Consider the following 20,184-nt stretch of genomic DNA (forward strand, 5'->3'; position numbering starts at 1 on the left):
GGAAGCCTTTGCGCATCGCGCAGCTGTCACGCCGGCATGTGCTGGCTTTGGGTGCTGGCGGCGTGCTCGGCGCCGCGTGGCTGCGCGGCGCGGCGGCGTCGGAGATGCCGGCCGAGATTCATGGCATCTCGGCGTTCGGTGATCTCAAATATGCCGCCGACTTCCACCATTTCGACTATGTCAATCTCGACGCGCCGAAGGGCGGCACGTTCTCGCTCATCCCGTCGGTGCGCGCCTATAACCAGTCCTATTTCACGTTCAATTCGCTCAATGCCTTCGTTTTGAAGGGCGAGGGCGCGCAGGGTATGGATCTGACGTTCGCCTCGCTGATGGCGCACGCCGGCGACGAGCCTGATGGCATGTATGGCTTTGCCGCCAAGTCGGTGCAGATATCGCCTGACAGGCTCGCCTATCGCTTCACCATACGGCCCGAGGCAAAGTTTCACGACGGCTCGAAGTTGACCGCGCACGACGTTGCCTTCTCCATCAACGTGCTGAAGGAGAAGGGTCATCCGCTGATCCAGTTGCAGATGCGCGACGTCAAGGGCGCAGAGGCGGTCGATGATGCCACCGTTGTCGTGACCTTCGCCGAGAAGCGGGCGCGTGACGTGCCGCTCTATGCGGCGGGCCTGCCGATTTTTTCGAAGGCCTATTACGCGAACCGGCCGTTCGAGGAATCGTCGACTGATGCGCCGCTGGGCTCCGGCCCGTACAAGGTCGGCAAGTTCGAGATCAACCGCTACATCGAGTTCGAACGGGTCAAGGACTGGTGGGGCGCCGACCTGCCGGTCTGCCGCGGCAGCAACAATTTCGACGTGGTCCGCTACGAATTCTATCGCGACCGCGACGTCGCCTTCGAGGGTTTTACCGGCAAGAACTATCTGTTCCGCGAGGAATTCACCTCGCGCATCTGGGCGACGCGCTACGATTTTCCCGCCATCAAGGACGGCCGCGTCAAACGCGAGCAGGTCCCGGATCAAACGCCGTCGGGCGGCCAGGGCTGGTTCTTCAACACGCGGCGCGACAAATTCAGGGATCCCAAGGTCCGCGAAGCGATCAACTACGCGTTCGACTTCGAGTGGACCAACAAGACCATCATGTACGGCGCCTATGCGCGCACGTTCTCGCCGTTCCAGAATTCGGATCTCGTCGCCGAAGGGCCTCCGTCGCCCGAGGAGTTGAAGCTGCTCGAGCCGTTCCGCGGCAAGGTTCCGGACGAGGTGTTCGGCGAACCGTTCGTGCCGCCGGCGTCTGACGGTTCGGGTCAGGACCGCAATCTCCTGCGCAAGGCGCAGCAACTGCTCCAGGAAGCGAAGCTCACGGCCAAGGATGGCAAGCGGCTGTTGCCGAATGGCGAAGTCTTTGCCATCGAGTTCCTGATCGACGAAGCGTCGTTCCAGCCGCACCACGCCTCCTTCCTCAAGAATCTGAACACGCTCGGGATCGACGCCAACCTTCGCCTCGTCGACGCCGTCCAATACCGCGCGCGGGTCGAGTCGTTCGACTTCGATGTCACCATCCAGCGCCTGAGCATGTCGGCGACGCCGGGTGACAGCCTGCGAACCTATTTCACCTCGCAGGCCGCAGCGACGAAGGGCTCGTACAATCTGGCCGGCGTTGCCGATCCGGCGATCGACGCGCTGGTCGAGAAGGCCATGGCGGCCGAGACGCGCGATGACCTGACCGTGGCATGCCGGGCGATCGACCGCGTATTCCGCGCCGGCCGCTATTGGGTGCCGCAGTGGTACAACACCAGTCACCGGCTGGCTTATTGGGACGTGTTCGGCCATCCCAAGAACCTGCCGCGTTACGCCATCAGCGACTACGCCAGCGGCGTCGGCGAGCGAACCCTGTGGTGGTTCGATCCCGCCAAGACCGCCCAGCTCGATCAGGCGAAGTAAGCACATGAGCGCCTATATCGCCCGCCGTATTCTCTTGATGATTCCGACCCTGCTCGGAATTCTCTTCATCTCCTTCGTCGTCGTGCAGTTCGCGCCCGGCGGCCCGGTCGAGCGCGTGATCGCACAGCTCTCCGGCGCCGATACCGGCGGCAGCTCGCGCATTTCGGGCGGCGGCGATTTCGCGCAGCGTGCACCGGGGCAGGGTGGCCCCGGCGGCGACGCGGTCAGCTCGAAATATCGCGGCGCTCAGGGACTCGATCCCGAGTTCATCAAGAAGCTGGAAGTGCAGTTCGGTTTCGACAAGCCGGCGCCCGAGCGTTTCGCGCTGATGGTCTGGAATTACGCGCGCTTCGATTTCGGCATGAGCTATTTCCGCACGGTGAGCGTGATCCAGCTCGTCAAGGAGAAGCTTCCGGTTTCGATCTCGCTTGGCATCTGGCTGACGCTGCTGACCTATCTGATCTCGATTCCGCTCGGCATTCGCAAAGCGGTCAAGGACGGCACACGCTTCGATACATGGACCTCGGCGGTGATCGTGCTCGGTTACGCCATCCCGGGCTTCCTGTTTGCGATCCTGCTGATCATCCTGTTTGCCGGCGGTTCATTCTTCAACTGGTTCCCGCTGCGCGGACTGACGTCGGACGGCTGGTCGCAGTTTCCCTGGTACTGGAAGATCATCGACTATTTCTGGCACCTGACCCTGCCGCTGATCTCGCTGGCACTCGGCGCCTTCGCGACCATGACATTTCTCACCAAGAATTCGTTCCTGGACGAGATCCGCAAGCAGTACGTCATGACCGCACGAGCCAAGGGCTGTAGCGAGAATCAGGTGCTCTACGGCCACATCTTCCGCAACGCGATGCTGATCGTGATTGCGGGCTTCCCTGGCGCCTTCATCAGTGCCTTTTTCTCGGGATCGCTCTTGATCGAGACCATCTTCTCGCTGGACGGGCTCGGGCTGCTCGGTTTCGAGAGCGTGCTCAACCGCGATTATCCCGTCGTGTTCGGTACGCTCTACATCTTTTCGCTCATGGGGCTCGTCGTCAATCTGATCTCGGATCTGACCTATATGTGGATCGATCCCCGGATTGATTTCGAGGCGCGGGAGGTGTGATGACGATTACCGCCCCGACCCCGATCGAGACCACCGTGAAATCGCCGCTCGGCGAAGCCGTGCCGATCACGCGCAAGCCGTTTGTGCCATCACCACTCAACAAGCGGCGTTGGCAGAATTTCAAGGCGAACCGGCGCGGCTATTGGTCGTTCTGGATCTTCATGGTCCTGTTCGTGGTGTCGCTATGCGCCGAACTGATCGCCAACGACCGGCCGTTCCTGATCAAGTATGACGGCCATCTCTACTGGCCCGCTTTCGTCACCTATTCGGAGACGACCTTTGGCGGCGATTTCGAGACCGCGGCCGATTACCGCGATCCCTATTTGCAGAAGCTGATCAAGGACAAGGGTGGCAGCATCGTCTGGCCGCTGATCCGCTACTCTTACGGGACCCACAATCTCGATCTGCCGACGCCGGCCCCGTCGCCGCCCACCTGGATGCTGACGGAAGCGCAATGCAAGCCGGTGGTGGAGAAGAAGGGGCTGAAGAGTTGCCGTGATCTCGAATACAACTGGCTCGGCACCGACGACCAGGGCCGCGACGTGGTCGCGCGGATGATCTACGGCTTCCGCATCTCGGTGCTGTTCGGTCTCATCCTCACGATCGTGTCTTCCGTCATCGGTGTCCTCGCCGGTGGCGTGCAGGGCTATTTCGGCGGCTGGATCGATCTTTTGTTTCAGCGCTTCATCGAGATATGGAACGCCATCCCTTATCTCTATCTGCTGCTCATCATATCGGCCGTGCTGCCGCCGGGCTTCTTCATCCTGCTCGGCATCATGGTGCTGTTTCACTGGGTGTCGCTGGTAGGCCTGGTGCGCGCGGAATTCCTGCGCGGCCGCAATTTCGAGTACATCCAGGCGGCGCGGGCGCTCGGCGTATCGAACGCTGTCATCATGTTCAGGCATCTGTTGCCGAATGCCATGGTCGCGACGATGACGTTCCTGCCGTTCATCGTCTCCTCGTCGGTGATGACGCTCACGGCCCTCGATTTCCTTGGCTTCGGTCTGCCGCCGGGCTCGCCGTCGCTGGGCGAGCTGTTGTCGCAGGCCAAGGCCAACGTGCAGGCGCCGTGGCTCGGTTTCTCCGGTTTCTTCTCGGTCGCGATCATGCTGTCGCTCCTTATCTTCATCGGCGAAGCCGTGCGCGACGCTTTCGATCCGCGCAAGACGTTCAGGTAGAAGATGGACGCGATCAACCAGCCATTGCTTGCCGTCCGCGACCTCTCGGTGGCTTTCCACCAAGGCGGCGCAACGACGCTTGCCGTCGATAACGTTTCGTTCCAGATCAAGCGCGGCGAGTGCGTGGCGCTGGTCGGCGAGTCCGGGTCGGGCAAGTCGGTCAGCGCGTTGTCGATCCTCAAGCTGTTGCCTTACCCGAATGCCTCGCACCCCTCGGGGAGCATCCGCTTCAAGGGACAGGAGTTGATCGACAAGTCCGAGCAGCAGATGCGGGGGGTTCGCGGCAGCGACATCTCCATCATCTTCCAGGAGCCGATGACCTCGCTCAATCCGCTGCACACGATCGAGGCGCAGATCGGCGAGATCATCCAGCTGCACAATCCGACCAGTAATGCCGAGGCGCGCAAGCGTACGCTGGAGCTGCTGACCCAGGTCGGTATCCCCGAGCCGGAGACGCGGCTGAAGAGCTATCCGCACCAGCTCTCCGGCGGCCAGCGCCAGCGCGTGATGATCGCGATGGCGCTTGCCAACGAGCCTGACTTGTTGATCGCGGACGAGCCGACCACGGCACTCGACGTCACCGTGCAGGCGCAGATCCTGGCGCTGCTAGCTGAAATTCGCGCGCGGCTCGGCATGAGCCTGCTCTTCATCACCCACGACCTCGGCATCGTGCGTCGCATCGCCGACCATGTCTGTGTGATGAACGGTGGCAAGATCGTCGAGCAGGGGCCGGTCGAGCAGGTCTTCAAGAGCCCGAAACATCCCTATACGCGCGACCTGCTTGCGGCGGAGCCGAAGCCAGATCCAGCGCCGCCGCAGCCGGACGCGCCGGTGGTGATGTCGGCCAGCGACCTGAAGGTCTGGTTTCCGATCAAGCGCGGCTTGATGCGCAAGACGGTCGGCCACATCAAGGCGGTCGATGGCGTCAGCGTTGCCGTGCGCAAGGGTGAGACGCTCGGCGTCGTCGGTGAGTCCGGGTCCGGCAAGACGACGCTGGGGCTGGCGCTGATGCGGCTGATCTCCTCGAACGGGCGGATCGTGTTCCTGGGGAAAGACATCCAGGGCCTGCGCTTCAAGGAGATGCGGCCCTATCGACGCGATATGCAGATCGTGTTCCAGGACCCGTTCGGCTCGCTCAGCCCGCGCATGTCGGTTGCCGACATCGTCGGCGAAGGCCTCTCGGTGCATCCGCCGAACCTGTCGCGCGAAGAGCGCGAGGCGCGCGTCGTCAAGGCGCTCGAGGATGTCGGGCTGAAGCCGGACACCCGCTATCGTTATCCGCATGAATTCTCCGGCGGTCAGCGCCAGCGCATCAGCATCGCGCGCGCGATGGTGCTGGAGCCGGATTTCGTCGTGCTGGACGAGCCCACCAGCGCACTCGACATGTTGATCCAGGCGCAGATGGTCGACCTGCTGCGTGAGTTGCAGCGCAGGCGCGACCTTACCTACATGTTCATCTCGCACGATCTGCGCGTCGTCGCCTCGCTCGCCAGCCACCTCATCGTGATGCGCGGCGGCAAGGTGGTCGAGGAGGGCCAGGCGGCCGAGCTATTCAAGTCACCGAAGACCGATTACACCCGTGCGCTGTTTGCAGCAGCGTTCCGAATCGAGGCGGCAGGCGACGGTTCGGTGGCGACGTAGGGTCCCGTCAAAGCCGCTTGATCGCAGCGACCTCGCTGCCGGCCTGCCTGATGCGCGCGATCGCCGGCTCGGTCTGCTCGATCACCGTCGCCATGTGATGCGCATTGGCATGAACCATCGTGCTGGCGTCGCGGACGATCGCGACATGGCCCTTCCAGAAGATCAGGTCGCCGCGCTGCAGCTTGCCCATCTCGTGCTGTTCCAGCGCGCGACCGAGGCCCGCCTGCTGCATGTCGCTGTCGCGCGGGCAGCCGATGCCTGCGGCCGTCAGCGAGACCTGCACCAGGCCGGAGCAATCGATGCCGAGGCTGCTCTTGCCGCCCCACAGATAGGGCGTGCCGACGAAGCGCTCGGCGACCGCGACGAAGTCCGGTTCGCGATGATCGAGCGGTGTAAGATGCGCCTTCGGCAAAAATGTTCCGTCGCGCGTCACCGCGAAACTGCCGTCCTCCCGCGCCACCGCGAGTTTCGATCCCAGCACCAGCGTGTCGGCCGGCGGCAGCTTGATCGTGGGGCCGGGGAAGGCGAATGTTCGGAGTGCGCTCACCTTGTGTGTCAGCGCGGCCAGGGGCTTCATCAGCGCTGCATCAGGTAGCCAGCCGACATAGCCATCGCCGGCTAGCTGGCCCCAGGCCCAACCTTCGCCGTTGCGGTCGTAGATCGTGACCCGCTCACCGCGCAGCGCTTCCGTCATCAGCATCGCGTTCGAGGAGGGCTGCTCGCGCATGGGCGCAATCGGCTCGACCACCTCGAATTCCTCGCCGGTGACGAAGCGATCGGCTTGCACCTTGCCTTCGAGATATTTCGCGGCGAGGTCGCCCCGCGCCGGTGTCAGCCTTGGATCGTATTTTGGATCATGCATAGCGCTCGCTCAGCAATGCGTAGATGGCGCGCGCGGCCTGGCATTCGCCGCCCTCGGGTCGCGCCGGCTTCGCCGATGGCGTCCAGCCGTAGATATCGACATGCAGCCAGCTCTTCGCTTGCTCGACGAAGCGCTGCAGGAACAGCGCGCAAATGATCGAGCCGGCAAATCCGCCGGACGGTGCGTTGGTGACGGTGGCCGTCTTGGAGTCCAGCCACGCATCGTAAGGCGGCCACAGCGGCATGCGCCACAACGGATCGTTCTCCTTCACCGCGCAACGCGCGACGTCTCCCGCCAGGGTCTCATCATTGGTGTAAAAGGGCGGTAAATCCGGCCCCAGCGCGACGCGCGCGGCGCCCGTCAGCGTGCCCAGGTCGATCAGCAGGTCCGGCTTCTCCTCGTCGGCCAGCGCCAGCGCGTCGGCGAGCACCAGCCGGCCCTCGGCGTCGGTGTTGCCAATCTCGACTGTGATGCCCTTGCGCGAGGTGAAGATGTCGAGCGGGCGGAAGGCATTGCTGGAGACCGCATTCTCGACCGCCGGAATCAGCACGCGCAGCCGGACCTTCAGCTTCGCATCCATCACCATGCGCGCCAGCGCCAGCACGTTGGCGGCGCCGCCCATGTCCTTCTTCATGATCAGCATGCCGCTCGACGGCTTCAGGTCGAGCCCGCCGGTGTCGAAGCAGACGCCCTTGCCGACCAGCGTCACCTTGGGATGGGCAGGATCGCCCCAGACGATGTCGATCAGCCGTGGCGCGCGGTCGGAGGCCATGCCGACCGCATGGATCAACGGAAAGTTCTTGACCTTTAGATCCTCGCCGACGATGCAGGTGAAGCTTGCGCCGAATTCGGCGGCGAGCGCCTGCGCGGCCGCGGCGAGTTCCTCCGGCCCCATGTCGTTGGCCGGCGTGTTGATGAGGTCGCGCGCCAGCATGGCGGCATCCGCGATGCGGCTGATCTCGGTCGCGTCGACACCATCCGGCGGCACCAGCCGGACGTCGGGGCGATCAGCCTTGCGATAACGGGCGAAGCGGTAGCTTCCAAGCGCAAACGCCAGCGCCGCCAGCCGTGCATCGTGCGGTGCATTGGCAAAGCGATAGGTGCCCGGCGGCAGCAGGCCGGGCAGGGCGCCCGGCCGGAACAGGTCACGCGACCGGGCGCCGTCGTCCTCGAGACCGAACAGGATCTGCGCGATCGCGCCGTCGGGCGCCGGCAGCGCGAGATAGCCGCCCGGCTTGGCGGCAAAGGCGCTCGCGGCGGCGAACTGGCGCTGCGCCGGCGGCAGCGTCTCGGCGACCTGATCCCAGCTCGATTTGGTGACGAAAGTGATGGGCGTGGCAGTTGAGGAGGTCTCGAAGACGGAAGGCATTGGCGGGTCCGCAAGGTCATTCGGTTGCAGGAGACTTCGCAGAGTTTCGCCATGGCTGCAATCGGCTTGCGGTCACCGTTCAGCGAGCCGCTACTCGCTTTGGAGGTGCCATGCTAGGTTCCGGACAGCGGTCGCCAAGCAGGTGCGCGCAAAGCACCGGTGACCGAAGACGAAGCGTGCCGGGAGGAATTGCGATGGAATTTGTGTGGAGCGTGGTCACTTTCATTGGTCAGGCCATCGAGGCGGTCTTTGGCTATGTCGAGCATCACCACTGGGTCTTCGCGTTCCTCGCCGGCGGCTACGTCTTCTATCTCCACGACCGATCGGTTCATGCGCGGTTCGACGCGCTCGACAAGCGCATTGACGAAATCCGCAAGCGTCTCGCCATCGAATATTGACCGGGCTGGTGAAACCACGCACGGACCATCTCGTATCCGATGTGAGAACTGCCGTTCACGACGGCGCTGCCGCAGGGCTTTACTAGCGCTGCGGTTGTGGCATTATTACTAAATATTTTAAATTGTGTTGTGCGTTTCTGCACGCATCGAGCGCAGGCACGCTCTCGCATCCCGGTTGATACCGATCTCGATTGATACCGGCCGGAACCTCTTCGTCGAACGCATTTCTCTCAATCGTTTGGGCGACGCAGCATTCGCAATGAGCGGCGCAAAATGGATAGATCGTTCGTTATTGCGCAGATATCCGACCTGCATCTGGATGGGTCAGGACGGCTGCTGGCGGCGGTCGAGGCCCTCACCGGCGCGATCCGCGAGAGGATGGCGGACTTCGCGGACGTGCCCGATCGCATCCTGCTGATCACAGGCGATCTCGTGAACGATCCGACACCGCGCGCGCTCGACGAAGCGCTCGCGGTCATCGCGTCCTTCCGGCAGACCGGTCTGTTCACCGACATCCAGGCGGTCGCCGGCAATCACGACGTCAAGCGTCCGAGCCAGCGCGGCGGCCGGCATGACGCCTACGACTATCTGCATCTGCCGCGGACCTCGAAGAGCGTCTATTACCGCCAGGCCGGTCTCGATCTGGTGCTGCTGGACTCCAACAGCGCAAGCCTGACGACTCTTGCCAGCGGCAATATCGATGAGAATGCCTACAAAGCGTTGGTCGCGGATTCGGCCCGGCTGAGCATCGAGCTCGCAGGCAGTCTTGGTTCGGCCGGACGCGCCGACTATTCTGAGCCCGCCGAAAACCTGGTGCGCGTGCTGGCGATGCACCATCATCCGCTGCCGCAGGCGACCGGCGAGGGAAAGCGGTTTCTCGGCGTTCCGGACGAGCCGCTGATGTATCTCGCCGCGCCCGCGACATTTCTCGAAGCGGCCACCTCGCTCAACGTCGATCTGGTCCTGCACGGACACCGGCATGTCGAGGGTCTCGCCCGCTATTCGATCCCCGATCCGCGTGCGACCCGGAGTGGCGGCGATGATTTCTGGCGCACGATCTATGTGCTCTCCTGTCCGTCCTCGACCGGGCAGGCCGGCGACGATGCCGGCTTCAACATCATCCATTTCGGTCGAGCGTCTGAGGCCGGGCGGCCGGAGTACCGGTTCGCGATCGCCCGCTACTCGCGACCGCGCAACAATAGCGGCTTCAAGCCGCTCGACTCGAACCTGCCCGACGGCCTCATCAGGCTTCCGGCGGGACGCGATTTTTCTCGTGATCCCGCCTTCCAGTCGGTGATCGAGATTGCCTCATGCGCGTCGCTGAAGCGGGATCAGGTGCTGGCGCTGGCCCGCCGGCTGCTGTCGCGCCGCGCCTTCTACGATGACGGCGAGCCAAGCTGGGCGGACGCTCTCTACACCTATCTCGTCACCTCCCATGCCTGGGCGGATATCGACGGCAAGTTCGCGAAATCGGGACCCAATCCTGACGTCGAGGCGCTGGCAGCAATCTGGGCGCTGCTCCATCAACTGATCGGGCAATCCGGCGATGTGCTCGGCATCGATCGGGTTCAGCTCGACGAGCTTCGCGCCAACCGCCTGATCAATCGCGACCATCTGCGGAGATGGCCGAGGATGCCGCGCGAGGGTGTCGATGTTCAGGGTGAGGAGCGACAGAGGCTCCAATTGTTGCGGGATCTGAACCGGCAAGCGCGTGTGCTCGGCCTCGATCTGGCCCTCGGCGGTGAGGTGCCGCCGGAAACGCCGGCGTAAGGCAGCCGGAGCCCTGCGTTAACCGGCCATTAGGGTTAACAGTCTATTGCTGACGCGTTCGGCTCGATCAATCGGCTCGAGAGTCAAAGCGTCATGCGTCAACGGTTCAGTCCTGCCCGGCTTCTTGCGTCTGCCTCGCTGATCGCGGTGGTGGCTGCGAGCCTCGGCGGCTGCACGGCAATGTCAAAACTCTCCGACGTCACCGGCTCGATCGGCCCGAAGGCGGAGGCCGCCCCGACCGATCCGGCGCGTGCCGTCGAAGCCTATGGCGAGCGCTACCGTGCCAATCCCAAGGATGCCGACGCGGCACTGGCCTATGGCCAGGCCTTGCGCACCAACGGACAACGCGCCCAGGCCGCCGCCGTGCTCGAACAGGCGACCATCGCCAATCCCGGCAACAAGCCGCTGCTCGCCCAGTACGGCCGCGCGCTCGCCGACAACGGCAACTTCCAGCAGGCTTTTGACGTGCTGTCGAAGGCGCATTCGCCCGACAATCCGGACTGGCGCCTGCTCTCGGTGCAGGGCACCGCGCTCGACCAGATGGGCCGCCACGACGAGGCACGTTCCTATTATGCAAGCGCGCTGAAGGTCGCACCGGGCGATCCCGGCGTGCTCTCCAATCTCGGCCTGTCCTACATGTTGTCGAGAGATCTGCCCAAGGCCGAGGATGCGTTGCGGCAGGCCTACGCTTCGCCACGCGCGAACGCCCGGGTGCGGCAGAATCTCGGCTTGGTGGTCGGTCTCCAGGGCCGCTTCACCGAGGCCGAGACGATCGTGAAGGCGGATTTGCCGCCGGATCAGGCCGCGGCCAATGTCGCGTATCTCAAGGACATGCTGAGCCGCAACGATGCCCCGCGCGGTGCGCCGAAGCGGACGCCGGTCGCCTCGCTCAGCCAGCCCGACTGATCAGACCCGATCTTCCAATCCTGAAGCCGCCTGCGGACCGCCTGCGATCCGCCGTCTGCCTCAATGCAGCTCGGAGATCTTGATGCCGGTCGGCCCGAGAATGACGACGAACAGCACCGGCAGGAAGAACAGGATCATCGGCACCGTCAGTTTCGGCGGCAGCGCCGCGGCCTTCTTCTCGGCCTCGTTCATGCGCATGTCGCGGTTTTCCTGCGCCATGACGCGCAAGGATTGGCCGAGCGGAGTACCGTACCGCTCCGCCTGCTGAAGCGCCAGACACACCGATTTGACGCCTTCGAGTCCGGTGCGCTTCGCCAGGTTCTCATAGGCCACCTTGCGATCCTGCAAATAGGACAGCTCGGCGGTGGTCAGGGTGAACTCTTCCGACAGCGCGATCGACTGGCCCACGATTTCGGTTGCGACTTTGCGGAACGCCATTTCCACCGACATGCCGGATTCGATGCAGATCAGCAGCAGATCGAGTGCATCGGGAAAGGCGCGCTTGATCGAGAGCTGGCGCTTGGAGATCCTGTTCTTGAGGAACAGCATCGGCGCCTGGAGGCCGGCATAGGCGGCGCCGACGCACATGCCGATCTTGATCGGCATCGACTTCTCCATATGCGCGATCAGGAACACGTAGACGATCGAGCCGATGAACAGCACGAGCGGGGCCACCATGCGGGCGAACAGGAACGTGACGTAAGGCGCATGGCCGCGATAGCCCGCCATGATGAGCTTGTCGCGCGCTGCTTCCTGCGCCAGCCATTTGGTGAGGTTGAAGTCCTCGACGACCCTGGAGACGAGTTGCTTTGGTGTCTGGCGCAGCGAGACCTTCTCGCTCTTGTTGAGGCGTTCGCGTTCGCGCTGACGGATGCGCTCACGCTCGCTCGCCACCGCCTTCATGCGCTTGGCGAGGCCTTCGCCGGCGAACAGCGGCATCACCAGCGTATACACGGTGGCGCTGGCGGCGATGGCCGCCAGCATCATGGTCATGAAGTGGACGTCGTGCAGCTTCGTGACGAGTAAATCGACCATACGGCACCATCAGAAATCGAAGTTGATCATCTTCTTCATCACCATGATGCCGATCGACATCCAGACGACGCAGCCGACCAGCATGAGCTGACCGGTGGGATGGGTCCACAGCAGCGAGATATATCCGGGCGTCGTGAGATAGACGAGGAACATCACGATCGGCGGCAGCGAGCCGATGATGCCGGCCGAGGCCTTGGCCTCCATCGACATCGCCTGGATCTTTTCCTTCATCTTCTTGCGGTCGCGCAGCACCTTGGAGAGGTTGCCGAGCGCTTCGGACAGATTACCGCCGGACTTCTGCTGGATCGACACCACGATGCCGAAGAAGTTGGCTTCCGGCAGCGGCATGCGATCATAGAGCCGCGCGCAGGCCTCGCCGAGCGGCATGCCGATCGTCTGCGTCTCGATGATAGACAGGAACTCGCTGCGCAGTGGCTCCGGCGCGTCGGCGGCGACGACCTTGATCGATTCGAACAGCGGCAGGCCGGCCTTGATACCGCGGACGATCACGTCGACAGCGTCGGGCAGTGCTTTGAGGAACTTGTTCTCGCGGCGCGTCTTCAGGAAACCGAGCGCCCAGCGCGGCAGGCCGAAGCCGCCGGCAAAGGCGAGACCTGCGGCGCCAAGCAAGCCGCCACCACCGAACAGGGCGCCGAAGAAAAACACGCCCGCCACGACCGCGGACGCGATCCAGAATTTCTGCGGCGTCCAGTCGAGCCCCGCCTGCGACAGGCGCACGTGGAGCGGAACGCTCTTCTCCTGTGCCCGCCTCGCCTCGAGATCCTTGAGCGTAGTCTCGACCTGCTCACGGCGTGATCGCTGGCTCTTCTCGGCCTGCTTGGCCGCGGGCGCATCGGCGCGCGAGACCGAGGCGCGGCGACTCTCGGCCTTCCGCTCGCCGGACAGCAGCGGATAGAGGAAGACCCAGGCCATGCCGCCGACGGCGGCGGTGGCGAGGAAGGCGAGGGCGAGGACCTGCATATTCATGGCTGCGTCGACCTGCTCACGTATTCGGTGCCACTTCCGCGGCGTCGAGCGCAGCGGCAAGGCGTTTCTCGTCGCCGTAATAGCGCGCGCGTTCCCAGAATTTCGGACGGCCGATGCCGGTCGAGCGGTGCCGGCCGATGATCTTGCCGTTGGCGTCCTCGCCGACCAGGTCGTAGAGGAAGATGTCCTGGGTGATGATGGTGTCGCCTTCCATGCCCATCACCTCGGTGATGTGGGTGATGCGGCGCGAGCCGTCGCGCAGGCGCGCGGCCTGGACGATGACGTCGATCGAGGCGCAGATCATCTCGCGAATGGTGCGCGAGGGCAGGGAAAAGCCGCCCATCGTGATCATCGATTCGCAGCGCGACAGCGCTTCGCGGGGATTGTTGGCGTGCAGCGTCCCCATCGAGCCGTCGTGGCCGGTATTCATGGCTTGCAGCAGGTCGAACGCCTCGGGTCCGCGGACTTCGCCGACGATGATGCGTTCGGGCCGCATACGCAGGCAGTTTCGCACCAGCTCGCGCATTGTGACCTGGCCTTCGCCCTCGATGTTGGGCGGGCGAGTTTCGAGCCGCACCACGTGGGGCTGCTGGAGCTGGAGTTCCGCGGCGTCCTCGCAGGTGATGACGCGCTCGTCGTGCTCGATATAATTGGTCAGGCAGTTCAGCAGCGTGGTCTTGCCCGAGCCGGTACCGCCGGAGATCAGCACGTTGCATCGGACGCGGCCGATGATCTGGAGGATCTCCGCGCCCTCCGGCGAGATTGCGCCGAACTTGACCAGCTGATCCAGCGTCAGCTTGTCCTTTTTGAATTTGCGGATGGTGAGCGCAGGACCATCGATCGCGAGCGGCGGCACGATGGCGTTGACGCGGGAGCCGTCGGCGAGGCGCGCGTCGCAGATCGGCGAGGATTCGTCGACGCGCCGACCGACCTGGCTGACAATGCGCTGGCAGATGTTGAGGAGCTGCTGGTTATCGCGGAAGCGGATCCCGGTTTTCTGGATCTTGCCGTTGACTTCGATGAAGACGGTGCCAGCCCCGTTCACCATGATATCGGCGATGTCGTCGCGCGCCAGCAGCGGCTCGAGTGGACCATAGCCGAGCACGTCGTTGCAGATATCGTCGAGCAGCTCTTCCTGCTCTGCGATCGACATCACGATGTTCTTGATCGCGATGATCTCATTGACTATGTCGCGGATTTCCTCGCGCGCGGATTCGGAATCCAGCTTGGCGAGCTGGGCGAGGTCGATGGCCTCGATCAGCGCGCCGAAGATGGTCGCCTTGACCTCGTAGTAATTGTCCGAGCGGCGGGACTCCATGGCCGGCGCAGGCCGGGCAGGGGCGAGCGGCGGCGATGCGACGGCCGGCGGGAGCGGCGCGCGCGACACCGTCGGCGCCGGAGCCGGGGCAGGCTCTGGCGGCACGGCGCCGGGCTTGGGAGCCCGAGGGTCGGTGTCTGTTCCGCTACGCTTACCGAACACTTAACGACTCCATGCGGCGGTTTATTTTCCGCGCAATTTCTCAATCAGGGGTGAAAGCAGGGACGACTTTTGTTTCTTGGTCTCGCTGCGGCCGGTCAGGCGCTGGGCGATCTGGAGGAACATGTCGATCGATTTGTGGTTCGCGGAGATCTCCGCGATCATCTGGCCGTTGTTGGCCGCCGAACCGAAGATCTGCGGCTCGAACGGGATCGAGACGACCGGCTGGCTCTCGATCGCCTTGGCGAATTCGGCTGCGGCGATCTCCGGCCGTTTGGGGACGCCGACCTGGTTCAGGCAGTAGAGCGGCGGCCGGTCGTTGGGACGGGCGGCCTTCAGCAGATCGAACAGGTTCTTGGCGTTGCGCAAATTGGCGAGATCCGGCGCCGCCACGATCAGGATGTCGTCGGCACCGATCAGGGCACGCTTGGTCCAGCCCGACCATTGATGGGGGATGTCGAGCACGATGCAGGGCATGGTCGCGCGCAGCGTGTCGAACACCGAATCGAAGGCATCGCTGCCGAAATCATAGACCCGGTCGAGCGTCGCCGGTGCCGCCAGCAGGCTGAGGTGGTCCGTGCATTTCGACAGCAGGCGGTCGATGAAGGCGGTATCGACGCGATCGGGCGAGAACACGGCGTCCGCAATGCCCTGCGGCGGGTCCTGGTTGTAGTCGAGGCCGGCGGTGCCGAAGGCGAGGTCGAGATCGGCAACCACCGCGTCCATCGCGAGGTCCCGCGCGATCGCCCAGGCGACGTTGTGGGAAATGGTGGAGGCGCCGACGCCGCCCTTGGCGCCGACCACGGCGATGATGCGGCCGACCGCCTTGGCTTCCGGCGCCGAGAACAGGTTGCAGATCGAGCGCACGACGTCGATCGCGCCAACCGGCGCGAGCACGTAGTCGCTGACGCCGCGGCGCACCAGCTCGCGGTAGAGCATGACGTCGTTGATGCGGCCGATCACGACCACGCGGGTGCCGGCGTCACAGACGGTGGCGAGCTGGTCGAGCCCGGCCAACAGATCGTTGCGCGTGTCACTCTCGAGCACGATCACGTTCGGCGTCGGCGCCGAGCGGTAGGCTTCGATCGCAGCCGCCATGCCGCCCATCTGGATCTTCAGATGGGCCTTGCCGAGACGGCGATCCTCGCCGGCCGATTGCACGGCGGCGGCGGTCTCCACGGTCTCGCAGAAGGCCTGGACCGAGACGCGCGGCGCGGGCGCAATATGCTCCTCGACCGGCGGAGAGGTCTCCGACGGCTCTTCTTGAGTCTGGCGAGCGTAGCTGATCATTTGCCGGTATCGCTGAGTTTGGCCCGTTCGGCCTCGGGATAGGTGACCGCCGTGGGAGTTCCCTTGCGATACTTCTCGAAGGCGGCGGTGCGCCGCGCCGTGTAGGTCGGTGTTTCGGGCCGCGGCTGCTCGAGGTCCGACGGATTGTCGACCATCGCCGCGAGGTTGCGCTGATAGGCGCAGCCGAAATTGTAATAGTCCTTGTTCTCGAACCAGCTCTTGTTCTTCATCGAAGGACCGATGTCCTCAGGCCACAGGCCGCAGGGGCCAGCGACCGCGGCGATCTTGGAATAGGTCATCCGGATCGGCGGCAGGAAGCGCTTGTCTTCCGGCTGGTAGGGACGGGCGATGACGCCGCGCGGGGGAACGCCCGCTGCCGCCAGCATCGCCTGGATCTCACGCATCGATTCCGCCACCGGACGCGCATTGGGCGTTCCGGACGGCACGTCGATATGAATGGCGCCGGTGCCCTCGTGCAGCCAGGTCGACGCGAGGCCCATCACGTCGGCGCGCTGCGCTGCAGTCAGGCCGCCGCGGGCATGACCGACGAAGACGACGATCGAGCGGTTTTGCTCCTCGATCGCGATCGGATGACGCTGCTTGTAGTCATCGGGAATGGACGCGGTGGCCACTTCGTCATGCTGGCAGCCGCCGAGCGCAAGCGCGATACCAACCAGCGCGCCACCGATGCCGATGGCGCGTTTGCGAGTCTGGGGTGGTCTTGTAATCATAACTAAGTCCCCGTTCCGCTTCAGTCGGTGATGAAGCCGTAGGTGCCGCGGTAGTTCTTTGCCGGTTCGGTTTTACCCGGCACGCCGTAGATGCGGTTGATGTTGCCGAGAAGTTCGGCCTGCGGGTCCGCGGGCGTCGAGAAGCCGTCATCCGGGCGCGACAGGTCCTTCTGCGACACCGCGCGCACGATGTAGGGCGTCACGATGACGACCAGCTCGGTCGCGCTGTTGACGAAGTCACGGCTGCGGAACAGCGAGCCGAGGATCGGGAGCTGCATCAGGCCCGGCAATCCGCTGACCGCCTGCTTGGTCTGCTGCTGGATCAGGCCGGCCATCGCCATTGCGCCGCCGGAGGGAATTTCGAGCGAGGTCTCAGCTCGGCGCGTCCTGATCGAGGGCACCGTCAGCGAGTTCACCGAGGTCGAGGTCACCGCCTGCGACAGCGTGATCGCGTTATCGTTGGAGAGTTCCGACACTTCGGTCATCACGCGCAGGCTGATCTTGCCCTCGCTCAGCACCACCGGAGTGAAATTGAGCGAGATGCCGAACTTCTTGAAGCTGATCTGGGTGGTACAGACATGCGTGGTGGGGTCGCAAGAATAGCCTGCCGGCACCGGGAATTCGCCACCGGCGATGAACGTCGCCGATTCACCCGAGATCGCGGTCAGGTTCGGCTCGGCCAGCGTCCGGATCACGCCTGCGGTTTCCATCGCGCGCAGGGTGGCCTGCACCGACGGGGTCCCGCCGAACTTGGTGGTCAGAGCGTTGCCGTCCACGAGATTGTGGCCGAGCGCCGTGAACGGGTTGGAGTTGGTGAAGCTCACCACCGACGTGCCGTAATTGAGGTTGGCGGTGAGATCGATGCCGAGCTGTTTGACGATGTTGCGCGCGACTTCGGCGACCGTAACCTTCAGCATGACCTGGTCGCGGCCGCGGACCACGATCGAGTTCACCACCTTTTCAGGGCCGCCGGCGAGGCGCGCGGCCAGATCGTTGGCTTGCTGTGCTTCGCCCGGGTTCGCAGCCGAGCCGCTCAGGACGACGCCGTCGCCGAGGCCGTCGATCTGGATATCGGAATTGGGCAGGATCTGCTTCAGCGCGGCACGCACGCCGTTGAGGTCGCGCTTGACTGCGATGTCATAAGCCGCGATCTGTTGGCCGGCGGAATCGAAGAACACGATGTTGGTCTGGCCGACCGAAGCGCCGATGATGTAGGCGCGCTGGGACGAGCGCACCACCGCGTTGGCGATCTTGGGATCGGCCACCAGCACGTCCTTGATGTCGCGCGGCAGGTCGATCACGATCGACTTGCCGATCCCGAGCGAGAGGAAGCGCGCGTTCATCTGGCCGTCGGCCGCAACTGGCGCCACGGGACGATAGTCAGCGGCGACCACGGGGGTGAGCACCGGATTGAGCGTCAGCGCGAGCGCGGTCGAGAACGACAGGGCGCGGACCATTGAGGTCCGCATCGTCGCGAGATTTGCCCTGCATTTCATATCGACTGTCCTCATCGTACCTTCGCCGCCTGGCTTGGAATGCCGTAGCGAATGATCGAAACGCCGTCGCGCTTCTGCGCGGATTCATCGAGCGTGATCTCGCTCATCTTGACGTCGGCAATGCTGCGCAGCGCCAGCGACAGCGTTCCGGCCTGGCGGGACGAGGACAGCACCTGGGTCTGAGCGGGATTGAGCTCGAGGGTGACGGTCTTGCCCACCACCGTGTTCTGGCCGTCCTTCTCCTTCGGCGCCTGGTCGATGGCCAGTACGCGGACATTGACCAGGATGATCTCGGACGTGACGACATCCGGGGCGCCCGCGCTCTGGTCCGGATTCTTGAGGCGGCGCGTGAGCAGCACGTCGACGCGGTCGTTCGGCAGGATGAAACCGCCGGCGCCGGTCTCCGGCGAAATTTCGGTGGAAATGGCGCGCATGCCGGTCGGCAGGATCGCGGCCATGAAGCCGGAGCCATCGGCCTTGACCAGTTTCTGGTCGCGGATCGGCTCACCCTGGATGAAGGGCGCGCGCGCAATCGAGCCGACGACCTGGGTCGCGCCCTCGGGACGCTCGCTGCGGCGGATGAAGGTGGAGCTGGCGGTCGCGGTTGGCCAGGTCTGCCACTGCACGTCTTCCGGCTTCACGGTCTGCCCGAGGCCGATGTCGTTCTTGGCAACCAGGACGTCGGTGGTGGGAAGCTGCGCGACCGGAGCCGGAGGCGGCGCAGAATTGTCCGAACTGCTCGCCAGATACGCGGCGATGCCGCCGGCGCAGATGGCGACCGTCAGGACGACAATGCGTGCCCTATTCATACGCTTCACTTTCCCAACAAACGCCGCGACGTTGCCGCCGCCGTAATCGGCAGTTGACCAGCTATTCGTCAAAGCATGGTTAATGAGGCGTATCTAAATCGGCTTAACGCCGGGTTTATGCGGGGCTTTTAGCGCATCGCCAGGTGAGCGAGGTCGATCGCTTTCACCCATTCGGTCTCCGGGTAGACCATCAGTGCGCTCAGTCCGAGCGCGATGCCGTAGGGAATGCCGCTCTCCTTGGCGTGCAGTCGCGCGAGCCAGGCTTGGCCGGCGAGCCCGAAGGGCAGCGGCCATTGCCGGAACTGGAGCAGGAGCAGTGTCAGCGCCCCGCCGAACAGCGAGGCGTAGAGCAGGAAGTTCATCAACTGTGCGAAACCGAACCAGAGCGCCACCGAAGCCGCGACCTTCGCGTCGCCGCCGCCGACCCAGCCCATCGCAAAGCAGGTGAACGCTACGGCGAGAACAAGTGCGCCGGCGCCGACATGGCCCAGCATGTCGTAAGGTGCCATGCCACCGGCAATGGCAAGCGCGAAGAAGCCTGCAACCAGCGCCAGCGAAACGCGGTTCGAGATGGTCATCGTGAAGAGATCGCTGGCCGCGGCGAACGCGATCAGAGCCGGGAAGAGCAGGAGGCGCGCGAGGTCGAGGATCATGGGCTGCGTCTTGAGGCCTGGGTCTGTCACCGGATCGGGGCGTCGGCGCATGCTAGCCGGCAGAGCTAAACAAACCGACAATGGCGGCAGCGGCCTCGGAACCGGCGACCCGGTGCCCTCACCAGATGCTGACGATGCGGGTTGCGAGCGTGACCATGGCGAGCAGCAGCGCAAGGCAGACCCAATAGACCGAGGCGTCGGCTCGCGCCGTTTCCGCCTCGCTCGCCGCAACCGCGGCATTGGTTCTGTGCTTAGGCAACGCCACTGGAACTCGCCGTGTCCAGAAAAACAAAGGCCCCGGAGGTCCGGGGCTTTTGCAATCGGTTGTCGGTCGCTTACTTCAGCGAAGAGCTGATCGAGCCAAACTTGGCGTTCAGCGTGGTGCCGAGGTTGTTGACGACGGTGATGATGGCCAGCGCGATGCCGGCGGCGATCAGACCGTATTCGATGGCGGTGGCGCCGGATTCATCCTTCACGAAACGCGCAATCAGGTTCTTCATGAACTAAACTCCATCTGGGGTGGGGTCGCCTCGTTCGGCGCTGTCTTGACACGACGACCATGTGAGC

At 64.1% G+C, this 20,184-nt stretch carries 19 protein-coding genes; 7 read left to right on the top strand and 12 right to left on the bottom strand.

Annotated elements, in window-relative coordinates; translation table 11 throughout:
* Positions 1 to 14: 14 nt before the first annotated feature.
* From UP06_RS10635 to UP06_RS10650, 4 genes are read left to right on the top strand one after another with little or no spacing between them, the layout of a single operon-like run.
* Positions 15 to 1,901 carry an extracellular solute-binding protein gene (locus UP06_RS10635; RefSeq protein WP_045002619.1) on the top strand — a complete coding sequence of 629 codons (1,887 nt, stop codon included), beginning with the start codon at positions 15 to 17 and terminating at the stop codon, positions 1,899 to 1,901.
* A 4-nt stretch (positions 1,902 to 1,905) separates the two neighbouring features.
* Positions 1,906 to 3,015, top strand: coding sequence for a microcin C ABC transporter permease YejB (locus tag UP06_RS10640; protein ID WP_045002492.1), 1,110 nt, complete (start codon positions 1,906 to 1,908; stop codon positions 3,013 to 3,015).
* Positions 3,015 to 4,193 carry an ABC transporter permease gene (locus UP06_RS10645; protein ID WP_045002493.1) on the top strand — a complete coding sequence of 393 codons (1,179 nt, stop codon included), beginning with the start codon at positions 3,015 to 3,017 and terminating at the stop codon, positions 4,191 to 4,193. Before UP06_RS10640 ends, UP06_RS10645 begins: the two co-directional genes overlap by 1 nt.
* Positions 4,194 to 4,196: 3 nt before the next feature.
* Complete coding sequence (locus tag UP06_RS10650; RefSeq protein ID WP_045002494.1) at positions 4,197 to 5,834, top strand: ABC transporter ATP-binding protein; 1,638 nt, start codon at positions 4,197 to 4,199, stop codon at positions 5,832 to 5,834.
* A 7-nt stretch (positions 5,835 to 5,841) separates the two neighbouring features.
* Here UP06_RS10650 and UP06_RS10655 read toward each other — a convergent pair whose 3' ends face one another.
* Positions 5,842 to 6,696, bottom strand: coding sequence for a C40 family peptidase (locus tag UP06_RS10655; RefSeq protein ID WP_045002495.1), 855 nt, complete (start codon positions 6,694 to 6,696; stop codon positions 5,842 to 5,844).
* Positions 6,689 to 8,065, bottom strand: coding sequence for a leucyl aminopeptidase family protein (locus UP06_RS10660; protein WP_045002496.1), 1,377 nt, complete (start codon positions 8,063 to 8,065; stop codon positions 6,689 to 6,691). Before UP06_RS10660 ends, UP06_RS10655 begins: the two co-directional genes overlap by 8 nt.
* Before the next feature lie 194 nt (positions 8,066 to 8,259).
* Between UP06_RS10660 and UP06_RS10665 the strand changes: the two genes are divergently transcribed.
* The 3 genes from UP06_RS10665 to UP06_RS10675 all read left to right on the top strand — a co-directional run bounded on the left by UP06_RS10665 (position 8,260) and on the right by UP06_RS10675 (position 11,139).
* On the top strand, positions 8,260 to 8,463 hold the full coding sequence (locus tag UP06_RS10665; RefSeq protein WP_045002497.1) for a hypothetical protein: 204 nt from the start codon (positions 8,260 to 8,262) through the stop codon (positions 8,461 to 8,463).
* A gap of 273 nt (positions 8,464 to 8,736) precedes the next feature.
* Positions 8,737 to 10,233 carry a metallophosphoesterase family protein gene (locus UP06_RS10670; RefSeq protein ID WP_045002498.1) on the top strand — a complete coding sequence of 499 codons (1,497 nt, stop codon included), beginning with the start codon at positions 8,737 to 8,739 and terminating at the stop codon, positions 10,231 to 10,233.
* Positions 10,234 to 10,326: 93 nt separating this feature from the next.
* Positions 10,327 to 11,139, top strand: a complete 813-nt coding sequence (locus tag UP06_RS10675; protein WP_045002499.1) for a tetratricopeptide repeat protein — start codon at positions 10,327 to 10,329, stop codon at positions 11,137 to 11,139.
* 60 nt (positions 11,140 to 11,199) lie between these two features.
* Here the strand turns inward: UP06_RS10675 and UP06_RS10680 are convergent, their stop codons facing one another.
* The 10 genes from UP06_RS10680 to UP06_RS10720 form a co-directional block, all read right to left on the bottom strand.
* Complete coding sequence (locus tag UP06_RS10680) at positions 11,200 to 12,174, bottom strand: type II secretion system F family protein (protein ID WP_045002500.1); 975 nt, start codon at positions 12,172 to 12,174, stop codon at positions 11,200 to 11,202.
* Between the two features lie 9 nt (positions 12,175 to 12,183).
* Positions 12,184 to 13,161 (bottom strand): type II secretion system F family protein, encoded by a 978-nt coding sequence (locus tag UP06_RS10685; RefSeq protein ID WP_045002501.1) that lies wholly within the window; start codon positions 13,159 to 13,161, stop codon positions 12,184 to 12,186.
* Between the two features lie 16 nt (positions 13,162 to 13,177).
* Positions 13,178 to 14,641 carry a TadA family conjugal transfer-associated ATPase gene (locus tag UP06_RS10690; RefSeq protein WP_050031598.1) on the bottom strand — a complete coding sequence of 488 codons (1,464 nt, stop codon included), beginning with the start codon at positions 14,639 to 14,641 and terminating at the stop codon, positions 13,178 to 13,180.
* 21 nt (positions 14,642 to 14,662) lie between these two features.
* Complete coding sequence (locus UP06_RS10695) at positions 14,663 to 15,928, bottom strand: CpaE/TadZ family protein (protein WP_045002503.1); 1,266 nt, start codon at positions 15,926 to 15,928, stop codon at positions 14,663 to 14,665.
* Positions 15,925 to 16,659, bottom strand: a complete 735-nt coding sequence (locus tag UP06_RS10700; protein ID WP_045002504.1) for a CpaD family pilus assembly protein — start codon at positions 16,657 to 16,659, stop codon at positions 15,925 to 15,927. Before UP06_RS10700 ends, UP06_RS10695 begins: the two co-directional genes overlap by 4 nt.
* A 20-nt stretch (positions 16,660 to 16,679) precedes the next feature.
* On the bottom strand, positions 16,680 to 18,155 hold the full coding sequence (locus UP06_RS10705) for a type II and III secretion system protein family protein (RefSeq protein WP_045002620.1): 1,476 nt from the start codon (positions 18,153 to 18,155) through the stop codon (positions 16,680 to 16,682).
* 11 nt (positions 18,156 to 18,166) lie between these two features.
* A complete protein-coding gene (gene cpaB / locus UP06_RS10710) occupies positions 18,167 to 18,964 on the bottom strand; it encodes a Flp pilus assembly protein CpaB (protein WP_045002621.1) in 798 nt (265 codons plus the stop codon).
* Positions 18,965 to 19,092: 128 nt separating this feature from the next.
* Positions 19,093 to 19,617 (bottom strand): A24 family peptidase, encoded by a 525-nt coding sequence (locus tag UP06_RS10715; protein ID WP_045002622.1) that lies wholly within the window; start codon positions 19,615 to 19,617, stop codon positions 19,093 to 19,095.
* Positions 19,618 to 19,735: 118 nt separating this feature from the next.
* Entirely contained in the window at positions 19,736 to 19,876 is a 141-nt protein-coding gene (locus UP06_RS41455) for a hypothetical protein (RefSeq protein WP_197087186.1), read from the bottom strand.
* Positions 19,877 to 19,952: 76 nt separating this feature from the next.
* A complete protein-coding gene (locus tag UP06_RS10720; RefSeq protein ID WP_045002505.1) occupies positions 19,953 to 20,117 on the bottom strand; it encodes a Flp family type IVb pilin in 165 nt (54 codons plus the stop codon).
* Between the last annotated feature and the right edge of the window lie 67 nt (positions 20,118 to 20,184).

The sequence above is a fragment of the Bradyrhizobium sp. LTSP857 genome, from assembly GCF_000938285.1.
Taxonomy (GTDB): Bacteria; Pseudomonadota; Alphaproteobacteria; order Rhizobiales; family Xanthobacteraceae; genus Bradyrhizobium.

Coding starts and splice junctions, on each gene's coding strand:
- UP06_RS10640 (WP_045002492.1), top strand. CDS start 1,906: ATGAGCGCCTATATCGCCCGCCGTATTCTCTTGATGATTCCGACCCTG.
- UP06_RS10645 (WP_045002493.1), top strand. CDS start 3,015: ATGACGATTACCGCCCCGACCCCGATCGAGACCACCGTGAAATCGCCG.
- UP06_RS10650 (WP_045002494.1), top strand. CDS start 4,197: ATGGACGCGATCAACCAGCCATTGCTTGCCGTCCGCGACCTCTCGGTG.
- UP06_RS10655 (WP_045002495.1), bottom strand. CDS start 6,696: ATGCATGATCCAAAATACGATCCAAGGCTGACACCGGCGCGGGGCGAC.
- UP06_RS10660 (WP_045002496.1), bottom strand. CDS start 8,065: ATGCCTTCCGTCTTCGAGACCTCCTCAACTGCCACGCCCATCACTTTC.
- UP06_RS10665 (WP_045002497.1), top strand. CDS start 8,260: ATGGAATTTGTGTGGAGCGTGGTCACTTTCATTGGTCAGGCCATCGAG.
- UP06_RS10670 (WP_045002498.1), top strand. CDS start 8,737: ATGGATAGATCGTTCGTTATTGCGCAGATATCCGACCTGCATCTGGAT.
- UP06_RS10675 (WP_045002499.1), top strand. CDS start 10,327: ATGCGTCAACGGTTCAGTCCTGCCCGGCTTCTTGCGTCTGCCTCGCTG.
- UP06_RS10680 (WP_045002500.1), bottom strand. CDS start 12,174: ATGGTCGATTTACTCGTCACGAAGCTGCACGACGTCCACTTCATGACC.
- UP06_RS10685 (WP_045002501.1), bottom strand. CDS start 13,161: ATGAATATGCAGGTCCTCGCCCTCGCCTTCCTCGCCACCGCCGCCGTC.
- UP06_RS10695 (WP_045002503.1), bottom strand. CDS start 15,928: ATGATCAGCTACGCTCGCCAGACTCAAGAAGAGCCGTCGGAGACCTCT.
- UP06_RS10700 (WP_045002504.1), bottom strand. CDS start 16,659: ATGATTACAAGACCACCCCAGACTCGCAAACGCGCCATCGGCATCGGT.
- UP06_RS10705 (WP_045002620.1), bottom strand. CDS start 18,155: ATGAAATGCAGGGCAAATCTCGCGACGATGCGGACCTCAATGGTCCGC.
- cpaB (WP_045002621.1), bottom strand. CDS start 18,964: ATGAATAGGGCACGCATTGTCGTCCTGACGGTCGCCATCTGCGCCGGC.
- UP06_RS10715 (WP_045002622.1), bottom strand. CDS start 19,617: ATGATCCTCGACCTCGCGCGCCTCCTGCTCTTCCCGGCTCTGATCGCG.
- UP06_RS10720 (WP_045002505.1), bottom strand. CDS start 20,117: ATGAAGAACCTGATTGCGCGTTTCGTGAAGGATGAATCCGGCGCCACC.